This window comes from Pseudomonas sp. Hz4 (assembly GCF_054898165.1).
Window position 1 is genome coordinate 692,193 of record NZ_CM142719.1, and the last position, 14,444, is coordinate 706,636.

Genomic DNA, 14,444 nt, shown 5'->3' on the forward strand with positions numbered 1-14,444 from the left:
GAATGGAGTTTAGAGGAACAAGCCCGGACCCGGGCGACTTCCTTCGGGGAATCTGACGCCCACTTTGCCGATCTTGTTCCCTTCCATGACCGCGATGGTCCAAATGGTGTTGTTCCACTCCACCTGGTCACCGACCACGGGTGCACCGCCCACTTTCTGGGCAATGAAATGGCCCAGGGACATGTCCGGGTCGATGCCTTCCACTTTCAATCCGTACAACGCAGCAACCGCGGCCAGCTGGGCGTCTCCTTCAAGTACGAAGTCGCCGAAGAAGCGCAAATCGAGGCCTCGTTGCGGTGCCTGACTGAAGAGTTTTCCGAGGGCCGGGAGGTTGTGTTCATGGCCGATTACACACAGCAAATCATCGACTTCGAGCGCCGTACTACCCGACGGATGGAGCAGTTGCTGGCCACGAAAGAGGGCTGCAATGCGAGTGCCTTCGGGCATTTTCAGTTCCCGAAGGGGCGAGCCGATGCACCATTTCTCGGCGCCGAGGCGATAAACGAACAGCTCCCACTCACTGGTGACGTGCACTTCCAGGGCGGCGCGGGAGATCGGCGCAGGCTCCGGCGGAACGGTCACTTTCAAAAGCTTCGCCACCCATGGCAGGCTCGTACCCTGCACCAGCAGCGACACCAACACGATAAAGAAGGCGAGGTTGAAGTAGAGCTGGGCGTTGGGCAGGCCGGCCATCAGCGGGAACACCGCCAGAATGATCGGGACCGCGCCGCGTAACCCGACCCAGGAAATGAACGCTTTCTCGCGCCCATGGAACGCCTTGAACGGCAGCAGACCGACCATCACCGACAACGGCCGGGCAAACAGAATCATCCACAGCGCCAGACCCAGAGCGGGCAGGGCAATCGGCAACAAGTCATGGGGCGTCACCAGCAAACCCAGCACCAGGAACATGCCGATTTGCGCCAGCCAGGCCATGCCATCGAGCATGTGCAACATGCCGTGGCGGCTGCGCACCGGGCGGTTGCCGATGACCAGGCCGCACAGGTACACCGCCAAAAAGCCGCTGCCGTGCAAGGCGTTGGTCAGGGCAAACACGACCAATCCGCCGGCAATGACCAGAATCGGATAAAGGCCGGTGGCCAAGTGGATACGGTTGACCAGTTGCAGCATGACCCAGCCGCCACCCAGGCCGATGACGGCACCGATGCCGAATTCACGCATAAAGTGCCCGAGCAGGCTCCAGTGCAGGCCGGTCTGGCCGCTGGCGAGCATGTCGATCAGGGTTACGGTGAGGAACACCGCCATCGGGTCGTTGCTGCCGGACTCGATCTCGAGGGTGGCGGTGACCCGTTCGTTCAAGCCTTTGCCGCCGAGCAGCGAGAACACCGCCGCGGCGTCGGTGGAGCCGACGATCGCGCCGACCAGCAGGCCCTGAATCAGGTTCAGGTTGAACAGCCAGGCGGCTGCCATGCCGGTCAGCCCGGTGGTAATCAACACCCCGACCGTCGCTAGCGACAGCGCCGGCCATAACGCCACGCGGAAGCTGGAAACCCGGGTGCGCAAGCCGCCGTCGAGCAGGATGACTGCCAGGGCGAGGTTGCCGACCAGATAAGCCGTTGGGTAGTTATCAAAAACAATTCCGGCACCGTCGACGCCGGCCGACATGCCCACCGCGAGGATGATCACCAGAATCGGGATACCGAGGCGCGATGAAAGTGAGCTCACCAGAATGCTCGCACCTACCAGCAACGCGCCGATCAAGAACAGGCTGTTGATGGTCGTCGCATTCAAAGGCAGTACTCCAGAAAGCTGAAAGGCGGGCACAAACGGACCATGCAGTCTGCGTGCCAGCGATTCTAACCTGTTGAAATGTGATGCTGTCAAAAAGCTTTTGACGGTGATCATGTACACCCGCTTGAGCCGGGTGGGACCACAGAGGTGGTGTAGCCGTTACAGGCTAAACCGCCCAACCATATTGTTCAGGTCCAACGCCAACCGCGACAACTCATTGCTGGCAGCACTCGTCTGATTCGCCCCGGTTGCCGACTGCACCGACAGATCACGAATGTTCACCAGATTGCGGTCCACTTCGCGGGCCACCTGCGCCTGCTCTTCGGCGGCGCTGGCGATCACCAGGTTGCGTTCGTTGATTTCGACGATCGCACTGTTAATGGTGTCCAGCGATATGCCAGCACCACGAGCAATGTTCAACGTCGACTCGGCGCGCTCGGTGCTGTTGCGCATCGAATCCACCGCGTGCTCGGTGCCGCTCTGGATGCTGCCGATCATGCGTTCGATTTCGCTGGTCGACTGCTGAGTACGATGGGCCAGGGCACGAACTTCGTCAGCTACCACGGCAAAACCGCGACCGGCCTCACCGGCACGGGCTGCTTCGATGGCCGCGTTCAATGCCAGCAGGTTGGTCTGGTCAGCCAGGCCGCGAATCACGTCCAGCACTTTGCCGATGTCACGGGACTCGTTGGCCAGGTCGCCAATCAGGGTCGCGGTGCTCTGCACATCAGCGCTCATGCGTTCGATGGCGCTGACGGTTTCCTGCACCAGGTCGCGACCATCACCGGCAGAGGTGGTGGCGTTTTTCGAGGCTTCGGAAGTGCTGACGGCATTGCGCGCGACTTCTTCTACGGCGCTGGTCATTTCATTGACGGCGGTGGCGGCCTGTTCGATTTCGTTGTTCTGCTGGGTCAGGCCACGGGCGCTTTCGTCAGTGACACTGTTGAGCTCTTCAGCGGCAGACGCCAGTTGCGTGGCAGAGCCGGAAATCCGTTGCAGGGTGTCGCGCAGCTTGTCCTGCATCTTCGACATGGCCAGCAGCAAACGGCCGGCTTCGTCCTCACCGTCGACTGTGATCGGGCGAGTCAGGTTGCCTTCGGCAATTTCTTCGGCGGCGCTCAGGGCATTAGCGATCGGCTTGGTGATGCTGTTGGTCAGCAACCAGGCGAAAAGCAGGGTCAGGCCGCTGGCGATGACCAGCAAAGTGATCACCAGATTGAACGACGTCGAATACTGATCGCCGGCGCGCTGGTCAGTTTTCTCGATTTGCTGGGTGTTGATCTCCAGCAGCTTCGCGAGGGCCGCGTTGACCTCTTCGGAGTTGGCGAGCAACTCGGTGTTCAGCATCTTGCGCAGGTCGTCGACCTGATTGTTGCGCGAGAACGTCTTCATCCGCTCTTCAAGCTGATGATACTGCGCCAGCAACTGCACGTACTTATCGTAAGCGCCGCGTTCTTGCGGACCATCGATCAGCGGCTCATAGACTTTCTGCGCCTCGCGGATCTGCTGGTTGCGCAGGTCGAACAGGTCAATAGTCTTCTGTTGAACATCAGGTTCGCGGTTCACCAGCAAACGGTAAGACAGCACCCGCAGGCGCAGTGTCAGCTGAGTGAATTCGTCGAGGCTCTTAATGCTCGGCACACTCATGGAAGCGATGTCTTCACCGGCGCCGCGAATCTTGCTCATTTGGTTCAAGGCAAACACCCCCAAAACCAGCATCAAACCGCCAATCAGGGCGAAACCGAGGAACGCCCGCGGAGCGATATTCATATTACGAAGGGACATGGTATTTACCGAAAAGAGCGCATCCGTGCCGCGCTGAGACTGACGTATGGGTGACTTATCGGTCATACGACTAAAGTCTTGAGCCCCTGCGCGTATTTGTCGCACAACCGCTCGGGCGACGAAGTGCAGGAACCAGATCCGCCTATCACAGTCTTTAAAGTTCGCGAGGAAGGTCGCCCGCCAGCAAAATCAAGGCCTTGCGCCTGGATATCCCTGGCATCCGTGGTGACTTTTCTTTATCGTACGCGCCCCTTGAAAATGCTTGGAAAATCAAAATGTTGGAAGCATCCCTAAGCCAATTGGAACAGCTGGTCAGCGACCTGGTGCAACAGAACCAGACCCTGCTCGGCACCAACCAAACCCTGAGTGCAGAATTGGCCCAGGCCAAGGATGAAAACGAAAGCCTGCAGCTGAGCCTGATGGAACATGAAGAGAAACAAGGCGCCACCGCCGCACGCATCCAGGCCCTGGTTGAGCGCGTCAGCGCCGGCCCAGTCAGCGCATGAGTCACGGCGCCGCAGGGGTAAAAGTCGTCTCGATCCTGGGGGAGGACTATTCGATCAAGGCACCGGCCGGGGAAGAGCAAACCCTGCTGGACGCCGCATTAATGCTGAAGGCTGCCCTGGCCGACACCAAAAAGAAGTACCCGACGCTGATCGGTGATCGCTTGCTGGTGCTGGCGGCGATGAATCTGTGTTCCCAGCAGATCGAAATGCAGAAACAGCACAAGCAGGAACTCGACCGTTACCAAGAGCAAGTCAGCGCCACGGTTGAAGTGATCTCCAAGACGATCAATCAGGCCTGATCGGCTTTGCGCACAACCAAAGAATAAATTGTCGGTTGCGTTGTATACAATCGGCACGGCTGTTGCAGCGTTTCAGCCTCTTATTCTTTGGGGGTGCACCATGCAGTTCTGGCGACGCAGTATTCAATGGCAGTTGATCCTGAGTATGGGCACCGCCCTGCTGGTCAGTATTCTGATCGTGGTTGGCGTTTATACCCTCGTGGTCAACCGTCTTGCCCAGCGCTATCTGGTCGAACAAGCGCTGCCGTCGAGCATCGAAGCGATGCGCAACGACATCGAACGAATCCTCGTTCAACCCCTCACCGCCGCCAAGGACATCGCCAGCAATAGCATGGTGCGCGACTGGCTGGCCGGGGGTGAAAACAGTGCCCAGACCGCCACGTTCGTGCAGTATCTGGAAGGCATCCGCGCCGAGCACAAGGCCTTTACCGCGCTGATCGTCGGCACTGCCTCAAGCAATTACTTCACTGAAAAAGGCCTGGACCGGACCCTCAGCCGTTCCAACCCCAAAGACGCCTGGTTCTACTCGTTTCTCGACAGCAATCAGCCGCGCACCCTCAATATCGACAATGACACCGCGACCGGTGAATTGGCGCTGTTCATCGACCTCAAGGTCGAACAGGCCGGTAAAGTCGTGGGTGTCGCCGGGCTTGGCCTGAGCATGAAAGAGCTGTCGGAGCTGATCCACAATTTCAACTTCGGTGAGCGCGGCAAGGTCTATCTCGTGCGTTCCGACGGTTTGATCCAGGTTCATCCCGAAGCGCAATTCAGCGGCAAACGCACGTTGGCCGAGCAAATTGGTGCAACGGCCGCACAAGCGGTGATGGGTCAAAAAGTTGCCACCAACAGTAGCTTTGTCCGCGATGGCGAAGATTATCTGGCGCTGAGTCTGCCGCTGCGTGATCTGGGCTGGACGTTGGTGGCCGAAGTGCCGCAGTCGCAGATCTACGCTGAAGCACGCCGCGCGATGTGGATGAGCAGTGGCATCGGCCTGGCGGTGGCGCTGGTGTGCCTGTTGCTGGTGGTGTTGCTGGCCCGGGGATTGGTGCGGCCGATCCGTCAGGTAACAGCAGCGCTGGTAGCAATCGGTAGCGGTGGGGGAGATTTGACCCACAGGTTAGATTCCAGTCGCGCCGATGAGCTCGGTGACCTGGCTCGTGGCTTCAATCGGTTCCTGGAAAGTCAGCGCGACATGATTGGCGAAGTGTTGACCACCAGCGAGCGTTTACGCACGGCCGTCGGGCAGGTGGCGCGCGTAGTGGATAACACCGCCGAACGCTCCGGCCGTCAGCAGGAAATGACCGACATGGTCGCCACCGCCGTCCACGAAATGGGCCTGACAGTGCAGGAAATCGCCCAGAACGCGGGTAATGCCGCCGTCGCTTCGCAGAATGCTCGCGATGAAGCAATGCAAGCGCGGGAAATCGTGGGTGGTTCGATCCGGCATATAGAAAGCATGTCCGATGAAATCGGCCTCGCCGCGAGTGCGGTGGGTGAGCTGGCCCATCAAGTGGCGTCCATTGATCAGGTGTTGGCGGTGATTCGCGGGATTTCCGAGCAGACCAATTTGCTGGCGCTCAACGCGGCCATTGAAGCGGCGCGAGCCGGGGACATGGGCCGAGGGTTTGCCGTGGTGGCGGATGAGGTGCGCACGTTGGCGCGGCGGACTCAGTCGTCGACTGATGAGATTCAGCAGATGATCGCCAGCCTCAAGCAGGGCGCGGAGAATGCGGTTTCATCCATGCATTCCGGGCAATCAGCGACGGGCACCGGAGTCGAGTCGAGCCAGCGCACCGGGGCGTCGTTGACGGCGATTACCGGGCAGGTCGAGCGGATCAGCGACATGAACCATCAAGTAGCGACCGCGACGGAAGAGCAGTCAGCGGTGACCGAAGAGATCAACCGCAACGTGCAGGGGATTTCCGATTTGGCCCGGGCAACGGCGGGGGAAGTGAGAGCTTGCCGTGAGGATTGTCAGACGCTGCAGCGGTTGGCGGATGATTTGGCGCGGCAGATGGGTAGCTTCAAACTTACCTGACTGATCGTTCCCACGCTCCGCGTGGGAATGCAGCCCGGGACGCTCCGCGTCCCATTGGAACGCGGAGCGTCCCCTGAGGCATTCCCACGCAGAGCGTGGGAACGATCAGTGTGAGGGATCAGAACCACTCATCTTGCATGCTCAAGCACACATCATCCCGCGCCTCAAGAATCGCCAGCTCATTGTGACAACCCGGCACTTCCCACGTCAGGAAATACCGCGCCGCCTGCAGCTTGCCCTTATAGAAGCTCACATCCGCCACATTCCCTTTGGCCAACCCTTCTTCGGCGCGAATCGCCTGTTCCAGCCAGCGCCAGCCAATCACCGTGTGCCCGAACACCTTCAGGTACAACGCCGAGTTCGCCAGGCTGCTGTTGACCTTGCCTTGCCCCAGATCCGTCAACAAACCAATCGTCACCGTTTGCAGGCGTGCCACCAGTTTCTCCAGCGGTTCACGCAGCGCGGTCAACGACTCATGCGCCTGCGCTCGCTCAGCAGTGTCGGCGATCAGTCGAATCAGTTGCTTGAGCCCAGAACCACCGTTCTGCGCCAGTTTACGTCCCAGCAAGTCCAGCGACTGAATGCCATGAGTGCCCTCATGAATCGGGTTCAAACGGTTGTCGCGGTAGTACTGCTCCACCGGATATTCGCGGGTGTAACCGTGGCCGCCCAGTATCTGGATCGCCAGTTCATTGGCTTTCAGGCAAAACTCCGACGGCCAGGATTTGACGATCGGTGTCAGCAAATCCAGCAACTCATGGGCCTGTTTGCGCTCGGCTTCAGTCTCAAGGGTCGTGGTGTCATCGAACAGCCGCGCCGCGTACAGCCCGAGATCGAACGAGCCTTCGACGTAGGCTTTCTGAGTCAGCAACATGCGTTTGACGTCGGCGTGCTGAATGATCGCCACCGGCGCAGTGTTCGGGTCCTTGCTGTCCGGCACGCGACCCTGCGGACGCTCGCGGGCGTACTCCAGGGAATACAGATAACCGGCGTAACCGAGCATCACCGCACCCATGCCGACGCCGATCCGCGCTTCGTTCATCATCTGGAACATGTAGCTCAGGCCATGGTGCGGCGTGCCCACAAGGTAGCCGACACACTCGCCGTTATCGCCGAAATTCAGTGCAGTGGAGGTGGTGCCGCGCCAGCCCATTTTGTGAAACAAGCCGGCCAGCAGCACGTCGTTGCGCTTGCCGAGACTGCCGTCATCGTTGACCAAAAACTTGGGCACGATGAACAGCGAAATACCCTTCACCCCGGCCGGTGCGTCCGGCAATTTCGCCAGCACCATGTGCACGATGTTTTCCGACAACGGGTGATCGCCGCCGGAGATGAAGATCTTGTTGCCCTTCAAGCGATAGGTGCCGTCAGACGCAGGCTCGGCGCGGGTACGAATATCTGAAAGCGACGAGCCAGCATGTGGCTCGGTCAGGGCCATGGTGCCGAAGAAGCGGCCATCGATCATCGGCTGCAGGAAGCGTTGCTTCTGCTCATCTGTACCAAAGCTTTCGATCAGGTTCGCCGCGCCCATGGTCAGGAACGGATAAGAGGTCGACGCCGCATTGGCCGACTGAAAGTGCGCGAAGCAGGCTTGGGACAACAGCGTAGGAAGTTGCATGCCGCCCGCATCGAAACTGCGCGCCGCGTTGAGGAAACCGGCTTCGAGGAAGGCATCCACCGCCGGTTTCACTTCCGGAATCAGAATCGCCTGACCGTCTTCATAGCGCGGCTCGTTCTCGTCGCCCTTGCGATTGTGCGGGGCGAAGAACTTCTCGGCGATAGTGCGGGCAGTGTCGATGGCGGCGTCGAACGTCTCGCGGTTGTGCTCGGCGAAACGCTCGCGCTGAGTCAAGCCCTCGGCATCGAGGACTTCATACAGCTCGAAAGCCAGATTGCGGGAACTGAGCAACGTCTCGGACATGTCGGCCTACCTTTTTTTGGGATGGACCGAGTCTAGGCGTGGGAAGGGCGGGGTGAACAGGATGATTGATGAGCGTGATGGAGAGGCCAAACGAGGGTAGGGCATGATCGTTCCCACGCTCCGCGTGGGAATGCAGCCCGGGACGCTCCGCGTCCCCAAACGGCGTGACGCAGAGCGTCACAGGAGGCATTCCCACGCAGAGCGTGGGAACGATCACGAGGAGGGTTTAGCCAATAGTCATCAAACTGGCGTTACCACCCGCCGCCGCAGTGTTAACGCTCAACGCCCGCTCGATCACAAGGCGCTCCAGCGCAATGTTGGTTTCGCCTTGCGACAGACCATGAACCCCAACAATCGCACCTGCACGCTTGGCCACCTGCTTGCAGACCGCACGCAGCTGATCGGAATGGCCGTGATGCAGAACCGCATCAAACACCACCTCGTCCTTGCTCCAGTCGGAAACCAGCTTGATTCGTGCCTGAACTTCCTTCGGCAGACGTGCGAACAACGCCTTGGTCAATTCCGCTTCCGGCCATACCGCCGAACCGCCAACAGCCAATACCGCTGCCAGTTGAGTCAGCAGATCGCCTTCGACTTCCGCCAGGCACAGCGCGTGTTCGCGCGGCAGGATGGCGTAGCTGTTGCGCTCGCCGGTCGGGCCCGCCAGTACACGGGTGATCCCGCTTTGCGATTGCGCCGCGAACTGCACGCACAGGGCGCTCAGGCCAGCGAACTTGTTGCTGTCGGCCCAGGCCTTCAGGGCAGTCAGCGGTTTGCTCATGGCATCACGCAGACGAACGTCCGGTGCTGTGATGGCATCACCGCGAGCGAAGGACTGTTCGATCGCACCGGTAGGACGCGTCGACAGCAGGCGATACAGGTACAGCGGACCACCGGCTTTCGGACCGGTACCCGACAAACCTTCGCCGCCGAACGGCTGCACACCAACCACGGCACCCACAATGTTGCGGTTCACGTAGACGTTACCGGCGTTGACGTTGTCGATCACCTTGGCGATGGTCTCGTCGATGCGCGTGTGCACGCCCAGCGTCAGGCCGTAACCGGACGCGTTGATCTGGCCAATCAGCTGATCGATGTCTTTGCGCTTGTAGCGAACCACGTGCAGGACCGGGCCGAAAATCTCACGCTGCAGCTCATCGAAGCTTTCCAGCTCGATCAGGGTCGGCATCACGAAGGTGCCGCGTTTGACTTCTTCGCTATTGGCGATTGCCACCTGGTACACGCTGCGACCTTTGTCGCGCATGGCCTGGATGTGCTTCTCGATGCCCGCCTTGGCTTCGGCGTCGATCACCGGGCCGATGTCCACGGACAGGCGCTCTGGGTTGCCGAGACGGCATTCAGCCATGGCACCTTTGAGCATTTCGATGACACGGTCAGCGGAATCTTCCTGCAAGCACAAGACGCGCAGCGCCGAGCAACGTTGACCAGCGCTGTCGAAGGCCGACGACACGACGTCGATCACCACTTGTTCGGTGAGTGCCGAGGAGTCGACGATCATCGCGTTCTGGCCACCGGTTTCGGCGATCAGCGGAATCGGACGACCCTGAGCATCCAGGCGACCAGCGACGTTGCGTTGCAGCAAGCGAGCGACTTCGGTGGAGCCAGTGAACATCACGCCTTTGACCCGATCGTCACCGACCAGACGAGCACCAACGGTTTCGCCGCGGCCCGGCAGCAGTTGCAGCACGCCTTCCGGAATCCCGGCTTCGAGCAGCAAACGCACGGCTTGAGCGGCGACCAGCGGCGTTTGTTCCGCAGGCTTGGCCAATACCGGGTTACCGGCGGCCAGTGCTGCAGCGACTTGGCCACTGAAGATCGCCAGCGGGAAGTTCCACGGGCTGATGCAGACCACCGGACCCAGTGGGCGGTGGGCGTCGTTGGTGAAATCGTTGCGAGCCTGCACCGCGTAATAACGCAGGAAGTCCACGGCTTCACGCACTTCGGCGATGGCGTTGGCGAAGGTCTTGCCGGCTTCGCGAGCCAGCAGGCCCATCAGCGGCTGGATTTCGCCTTCCATCAAATCGGCGGCACGCTCCAGAATCGCGGCACGTTCGGCGGGCGGAGTGGCCTGCCAGATTGGCGCAGCGTTCAGGGCGCACTGGATCGCGTTGTCGACGTCTTCGACAGTGGCTTCCTGCACATGGCCGACCACGTCACGCAGATCGGACGGGTTCAGGACTGGCGCCGGCGTTTCAGTGCTGGACGCGCAACCGAGCATCGGCGCAGCTTTCCAGTGGTTGTGAGCGGTCGCCAGCAAAGCACAGGACAGCGAAGCCAGGCGATGTTCGTTGGCCATGTCGATGCCGCTAGAGTTGGCGCGCTCGGCACCATAAAGATCACGCGGCAGCGGGATACGCGGGTGCGGCAGGCCGAAGCCGCCTTCCAGCATCGCCATCTGCTCGATGCTGGCCACTGGATCGGCCACCAGCGCCTGAATCGAGATGGACTGATCGGCGATCTGGTTGACGAACGAGGTGTTTGCGCCGTTTTCCAGCAGGCGACGTACCAGATACGCGAGCAGCGTTTCGTGAGTGCCGACCGGTGCATACACGCGGCACGGACGGTTCAACTTGCCTTCGGAAACTTTGCCTACAACCTGTTCATACAACGGTTCACCCATGCCGTGCAGGCACTGGAACTCGTACTGGCCGGGGTAATAGTTCTGACCTGCGATGTGGTAAATGGCCGACAGCGTGTGGGCGTTATGCGTCGCGAATTGCGGGTAGATAACTTCCGGCACCGACAGCAGTTTGCGGGCGCAGGCGATGTAGGAAACGTCGGTGTACACCTTGCGGGTGTAGACCGGATAGCCTTCCAGGCCTTCGACCTGGGCGCGCTTGATTTCGCTGTCCCAGTACGCGCCTTTCACCAGGCGGATCATCAGGCGATGACGGCTGCGGCGAGCCAGGTCGATCACGTAATCGATCACGTACGGGCAACGCTTTTGATAAGCCTGAATCACGAAACCGATGCCGTTCCAGCCGGTCAGTTGCGGCTCGAAGCACAGGCGCTCCAGCAGATCCAGCGACAGCTCAAGGCGGTCGGCTTCTTCGGCGTCGATGTTCAAACCGATGTCGTATTGCTTGGCCAACAGGGTCAGCGACAGCAGGCGCGGGTACAACTCGTCCATCACGCGCTCGTACTGGGCACGGCTGTAACGCGGGTGCAGTGCCGACAACTTGATGGAAATGCCCGGCCCTTCATAAATCCCGCGACCGTGAGACGCTTTGCCGATCGAATGGATGGCTTGTTCGTACGAGGCCAGGTACTTCTGGGCGTCGTGTTCGGTGAGTGCAGCTTCACCCAGCATGTCGTAGGAATAGCGGAAGCCTTTGGCTTCGAACTTGCTGGCGTTGGCCAGGGCTTCGGCGATGGTTTCGCCGGTGACGAACTGTTCGCCCATCAGGCGCATGGCCATGTCGACGCCCTTGCGGATCATCGGCTCGCCGCTCTTGCCGATGATGCGGCTCAGGGACGACGTCAGGCCGGCTTCGTTATGGGTGGCGACCAGTTTGCCGGTCAGCAACAAGCCCCAAGTAGCGGCGTTGACGAACAGCGACGGGCTGTTGCCCAAGTGCGGGTGCCAGTTGCCGGTGCTGATCTTGTCGCGAATCAGTGCGTCACGCGTGCCTTTGTCCGGGATGCGCAGCAGCGCTTCGGCGAGGCACATCAGTGCTACACCTTCCTGGGACGACAGGGAAAATTCCTGCAACAGGCCCTGAACAATCCCGGCACGGCCGCCGGCGCTCTTCTGATTGCGCAGCTTCTCGGCTATCGAGGAGGCGAGCTTGTTAGTGGCTTCGGCCATCGCAGCAGGCAGACGCGCCTGTTCGATCAGCATCGGCACCACTTCCGGCTCAGGGCGACGGTAGGCGGCGGTGATCGAGGCGCGCAGCACCGATTGCGGCAGGATGCTTTCTGCGAACTCGAGGAAGCATTGGTGGGCGTGATCCAGAGGCGCATCGACGACGTCGTCGGAATCCTTGGTCAAACCGTTCAGCTCGGTCAGGGTTGCACCACCCTCGAGTTTTTCCAGGTAATTAAAAATTGCCTGCTTGATCAGCCAGTGCGGCGTGCGATCAATCGAGGTCGCGGCGGCCTTGAGGCGCTCGCGGGTCGGGTCGTCAAGTTTGACCCCAAGGGTGGTGGTAGCCATATTTTTATCCTCATGTTTGCCACGACCGCGTGGCATCAGCTGGCGGCAAGATTAGCTGCGCAACTCTCGAGGTGCAACCGGGTGCAACCCTTTTTTGTCGGAAAAATCAGCAGTTCGTCAGGAATTAAATTCCGGTACGAACGTACCGCTCCTGCTTGGTGCTTTTGCTTCTAGTAAATCGCGCGGACTGCCCTAAAAGGGAGCAAAAACAGAGCTATTTTAGATAAATCCGACTAGGTGCAACTTATTCTCACGAAACTGGTTGCACCTTATTTGCTTTGTTGAATAGCATTCGCGCCCAAGGTGCAACCGGTCAAAAAAGACAGGTGCCCCGGCTGATGGCTTTCCTGGGGAAACATCAGTCATAAATGCGCGGGACCCGAAATCGTCTGTCAAACGTCGTCGTTTGCGTGCGGTTCACCAGCCGCCGCTACATAAAAACAAAGCCAGGGCGTAACTTAATGAGCGTTAGCAATCCAACCCTGATCACCTTCGTGATCTACATCGCAGCAATGGTGCTGATCGGCTTAATGGCCTATCGCTCCACCAATAACCTTTCTGACTACATCCTGGGCGGTCGTAGCTTGGGGAGCGTCGTGACTGCATTGTCCGCCGGCGCCTCCGACATGAGCGGCTGGTTGTTGATGGGCCTGCCGGGCGCTATCTACATGTCCGGTCTGTCCGAAAGTTGGATCGCCATCGGCCTGATCGTCGGTGCTTACCTGAACTGGCTGTTCGTCGCCGGCCGTCTGCGCGTGCAGACCGAGCACAACGGCGATGCACTGACCCTGCCGGATTACTTCTCCAGCCGTTTCGAAGACAAAAGCGGCCTGCTGCGGATCATCTCTGCGGTCGTGATTCTGGTGTTCTTCACCATCTACTGCGCCTCCGGCATCGTGGCCGGCGCCCGTCTGTTTGAAAGCACCTTCGGCATGTCCTACGAGACGGCGCTGTGGGCCGGTGCTGCAGCGACGATTGCCTACACCTTCGTCGGTGGTTTCCTGGCAGTGAGCTGGACTGACACCGTACAAGCCACACTGATGATCTTCGCTCTGTTGCTGACGCCGATCATTGTGCTGCTGGCCACTGGCGGCGTCGACACCACGTTCCTGGCCATCGAAGCACAAGATCCAAGCAACTTCGACATGCTGAAAAACACCACTTTCATCGGCGTGATTTCGCTGATGGGCTGGGGCCTGGGCTACTTCGGCCAGCCGCACATCCTGGCGCGTTTCATGGCCGCGGATTCGGTCAAGTCGATCGCCAACGCTCGCCGTATCTCCATGACCTGGATGATCCTGTGCCTGGGCGGCACCGTCGCTGTAGGCTTCTTCGGTATCGCTTACTTCTCGGCGCACCCTGAACTGGCCGGTCCTGTGACCGAAAACCCAGAGCGCGTGTTCATCGAACTGGCCAAAATCCTGTTCAACCCATGGATCGCCGGTGTACTGCTGTCGGCCATTCTGGCGGCGGTAATGAGTACCCTGAGCTGCCAGCTGCTGGTGTGCTCGAGCGCCCTGACCGAAGACTTCTACAAAACCTTCCTGCGTAAAACTGCTTCCCAGGTTGAGCTGGTTTGGGTTGGTCGTGCCATGGTGCTGCTGGTTGCCCTGATCGCCATCGCGATGGCCGCTAATCCGGAAAACCGCGTACTGGGCCTGGTCAGCTACGCTTGGGCTGGTTTCGGTGCTGCGTTTGGTCCGGTTGTCCTGATCTCCGTGATCTGGAAAGACATGACCCGTAACGGCGCATTGGCCGGCATTTTGGTCGGTGCGATCACCGTGATCGTCTGGAAACACTTCGAATTGCTGGGTCTGTACGAAATCATCCCTGGTTTCATCTTCGCCAGCCTGGCGATCTACATCGTCAGTAAAATGGGCGAGCCTACTAAAGGCATGCTTCAGCGCTTCGCCGCTGCCGAGGCAGATTTCCGCCTGAACAAGTGATCGGGATGAGCTGATGCTCT

8 protein-coding genes and 2 pseudogenes are annotated in these 14,444 nt (G+C 59.8%); 5 read left to right on the top strand and 5 right to left on the bottom strand.

The window, feature by feature from the left end:
- Positions 1 to 9: 9 nt before the first annotated feature.
- The 3 genes and pseudogenes from ACYZTR_RS03150 to ACYZTR_RS03160 form a co-directional block, all read right to left on the bottom strand.
- A complete protein-coding gene (locus ACYZTR_RS03150; RefSeq protein WP_461976364.1) occupies positions 10 to 1,752 on the bottom strand; it encodes a potassium/proton antiporter in 1,743 nt (580 codons plus the stop codon).
- Between the two features lie 159 nt (positions 1,753 to 1,911).
- Positions 1,912 to 2,784 (bottom strand): methyl-accepting chemotaxis protein, encoded by an 873-nt coding sequence (locus ACYZTR_RS03155; RefSeq protein WP_461979566.1) that lies wholly within the window; start codon positions 2,782 to 2,784, stop codon positions 1,912 to 1,914.
- Positions 2,767 to 3,603: pseudogene (locus ACYZTR_RS03160) on the bottom strand (MCP four helix bundle domain-containing protein); the annotation flags it as partial. The gene ACYZTR_RS03155 and the pseudogene ACYZTR_RS03160, both read right to left, overlap by 18 nt.
- 209 nt (positions 3,604 to 3,812) lie before the next feature.
- Here ACYZTR_RS03160 and ACYZTR_RS03165 point away from each other — a divergent pair.
- The 4 genes and pseudogenes from ACYZTR_RS03165 to ACYZTR_RS03180 all read left to right on the top strand — a co-directional run bounded on the left by ACYZTR_RS03165 (position 3,813) and on the right by ACYZTR_RS03180 (position 6,380).
- A complete protein-coding gene (locus ACYZTR_RS03165; protein ID WP_461976366.1) occupies positions 3,813 to 4,043 on the top strand; it encodes a hypothetical protein in 231 nt (76 codons plus the stop codon).
- Complete coding sequence (locus ACYZTR_RS03170; protein ID WP_149416844.1) at positions 4,040 to 4,342, top strand: cell division protein ZapA; 303 nt, start codon at positions 4,040 to 4,042, stop codon at positions 4,340 to 4,342. Before ACYZTR_RS03165 ends, ACYZTR_RS03170 begins: the two co-directional genes overlap by 4 nt.
- Positions 4,343 to 4,487: 145 nt before the next feature.
- A pseudogene (locus ACYZTR_RS03175) lies at positions 4,488 to 5,513 on the top strand (HAMP domain-containing protein); the annotation flags it as partial.
- 135 nt (positions 5,514 to 5,648) lie between these two features.
- Positions 5,649 to 6,380, top strand: coding sequence for a methyl-accepting chemotaxis protein (locus ACYZTR_RS03180; protein ID WP_461979568.1), 732 nt, complete (start codon positions 5,649 to 5,651; stop codon positions 6,378 to 6,380).
- Positions 6,381 to 6,498: 118 nt separating this feature from the next.
- Here the strand turns inward: ACYZTR_RS03180 and ACYZTR_RS03185 are convergent, their stop codons facing one another.
- Positions 6,499 to 8,301, bottom strand: a complete 1,803-nt coding sequence (locus ACYZTR_RS03185) for an acyl-CoA dehydrogenase (RefSeq protein WP_461976369.1) — start codon at positions 8,299 to 8,301, stop codon at positions 6,499 to 6,501.
- A gap of 226 nt (positions 8,302 to 8,527) precedes the next feature.
- On the bottom strand, positions 8,528 to 12,478 hold the full coding sequence (gene putA, locus ACYZTR_RS03190) for a trifunctional transcriptional regulator/proline dehydrogenase/L-glutamate gamma-semialdehyde dehydrogenase (RefSeq protein ID WP_461976371.1): 3,951 nt from the start codon (positions 12,476 to 12,478) through the stop codon (positions 8,528 to 8,530).
- 461 nt (positions 12,479 to 12,939) lie between these two features.
- On the opposite strand from putA, the gene putP reads away from it, so the two are divergent.
- Positions 12,940 to 14,424: a sodium/proline symporter PutP gene (gene putP, locus ACYZTR_RS03195; RefSeq protein ID WP_461976373.1), complete on the top strand. Its 1,485-nt coding sequence runs from the start codon at positions 12,940 to 12,942 to the stop codon at positions 14,422 to 14,424.
- Positions 14,425 to 14,444 lie beyond the last annotated feature (20 nt).

Excerpts from the sequence above, each read along its gene's own strand:
- ACYZTR_RS03155 (WP_461979566.1), bottom strand. The coding sequence starts at position 2,784 with ATGTCGAAGATGCAGGACAAGCTGCGCGACACCCTGCAACGGATTTCC.
- ACYZTR_RS03165 (WP_461976366.1), top strand. The coding sequence starts at position 3,813 with ATGTTGGAAGCATCCCTAAGCCAATTGGAACAGCTGGTCAGCGACCTG.
- ACYZTR_RS03185 (WP_461976369.1), bottom strand. The coding sequence starts at position 8,301 with ATGTCCGAGACGTTGCTCAGTTCCCGCAATCTGGCTTTCGAGCTGTAT.
- ACYZTR_RS03170 (WP_149416844.1), top strand. The coding sequence starts at position 4,040 with ATGAGTCACGGCGCCGCAGGGGTAAAAGTCGTCTCGATCCTGGGGGAG.
- putP (WP_461976373.1), top strand. The coding sequence starts at position 12,940 with ATGAGCGTTAGCAATCCAACCCTGATCACCTTCGTGATCTACATCGCA.
- ACYZTR_RS03180 (WP_461979568.1), top strand. The coding sequence starts at position 5,649 with ATGGTCGCCACCGCCGTCCACGAAATGGGCCTGACAGTGCAGGAAATC.
- putA (WP_461976371.1), bottom strand. The coding sequence starts at position 12,478 with ATGGCTACCACCACCCTTGGGGTCAAACTTGACGACCCGACCCGCGAG.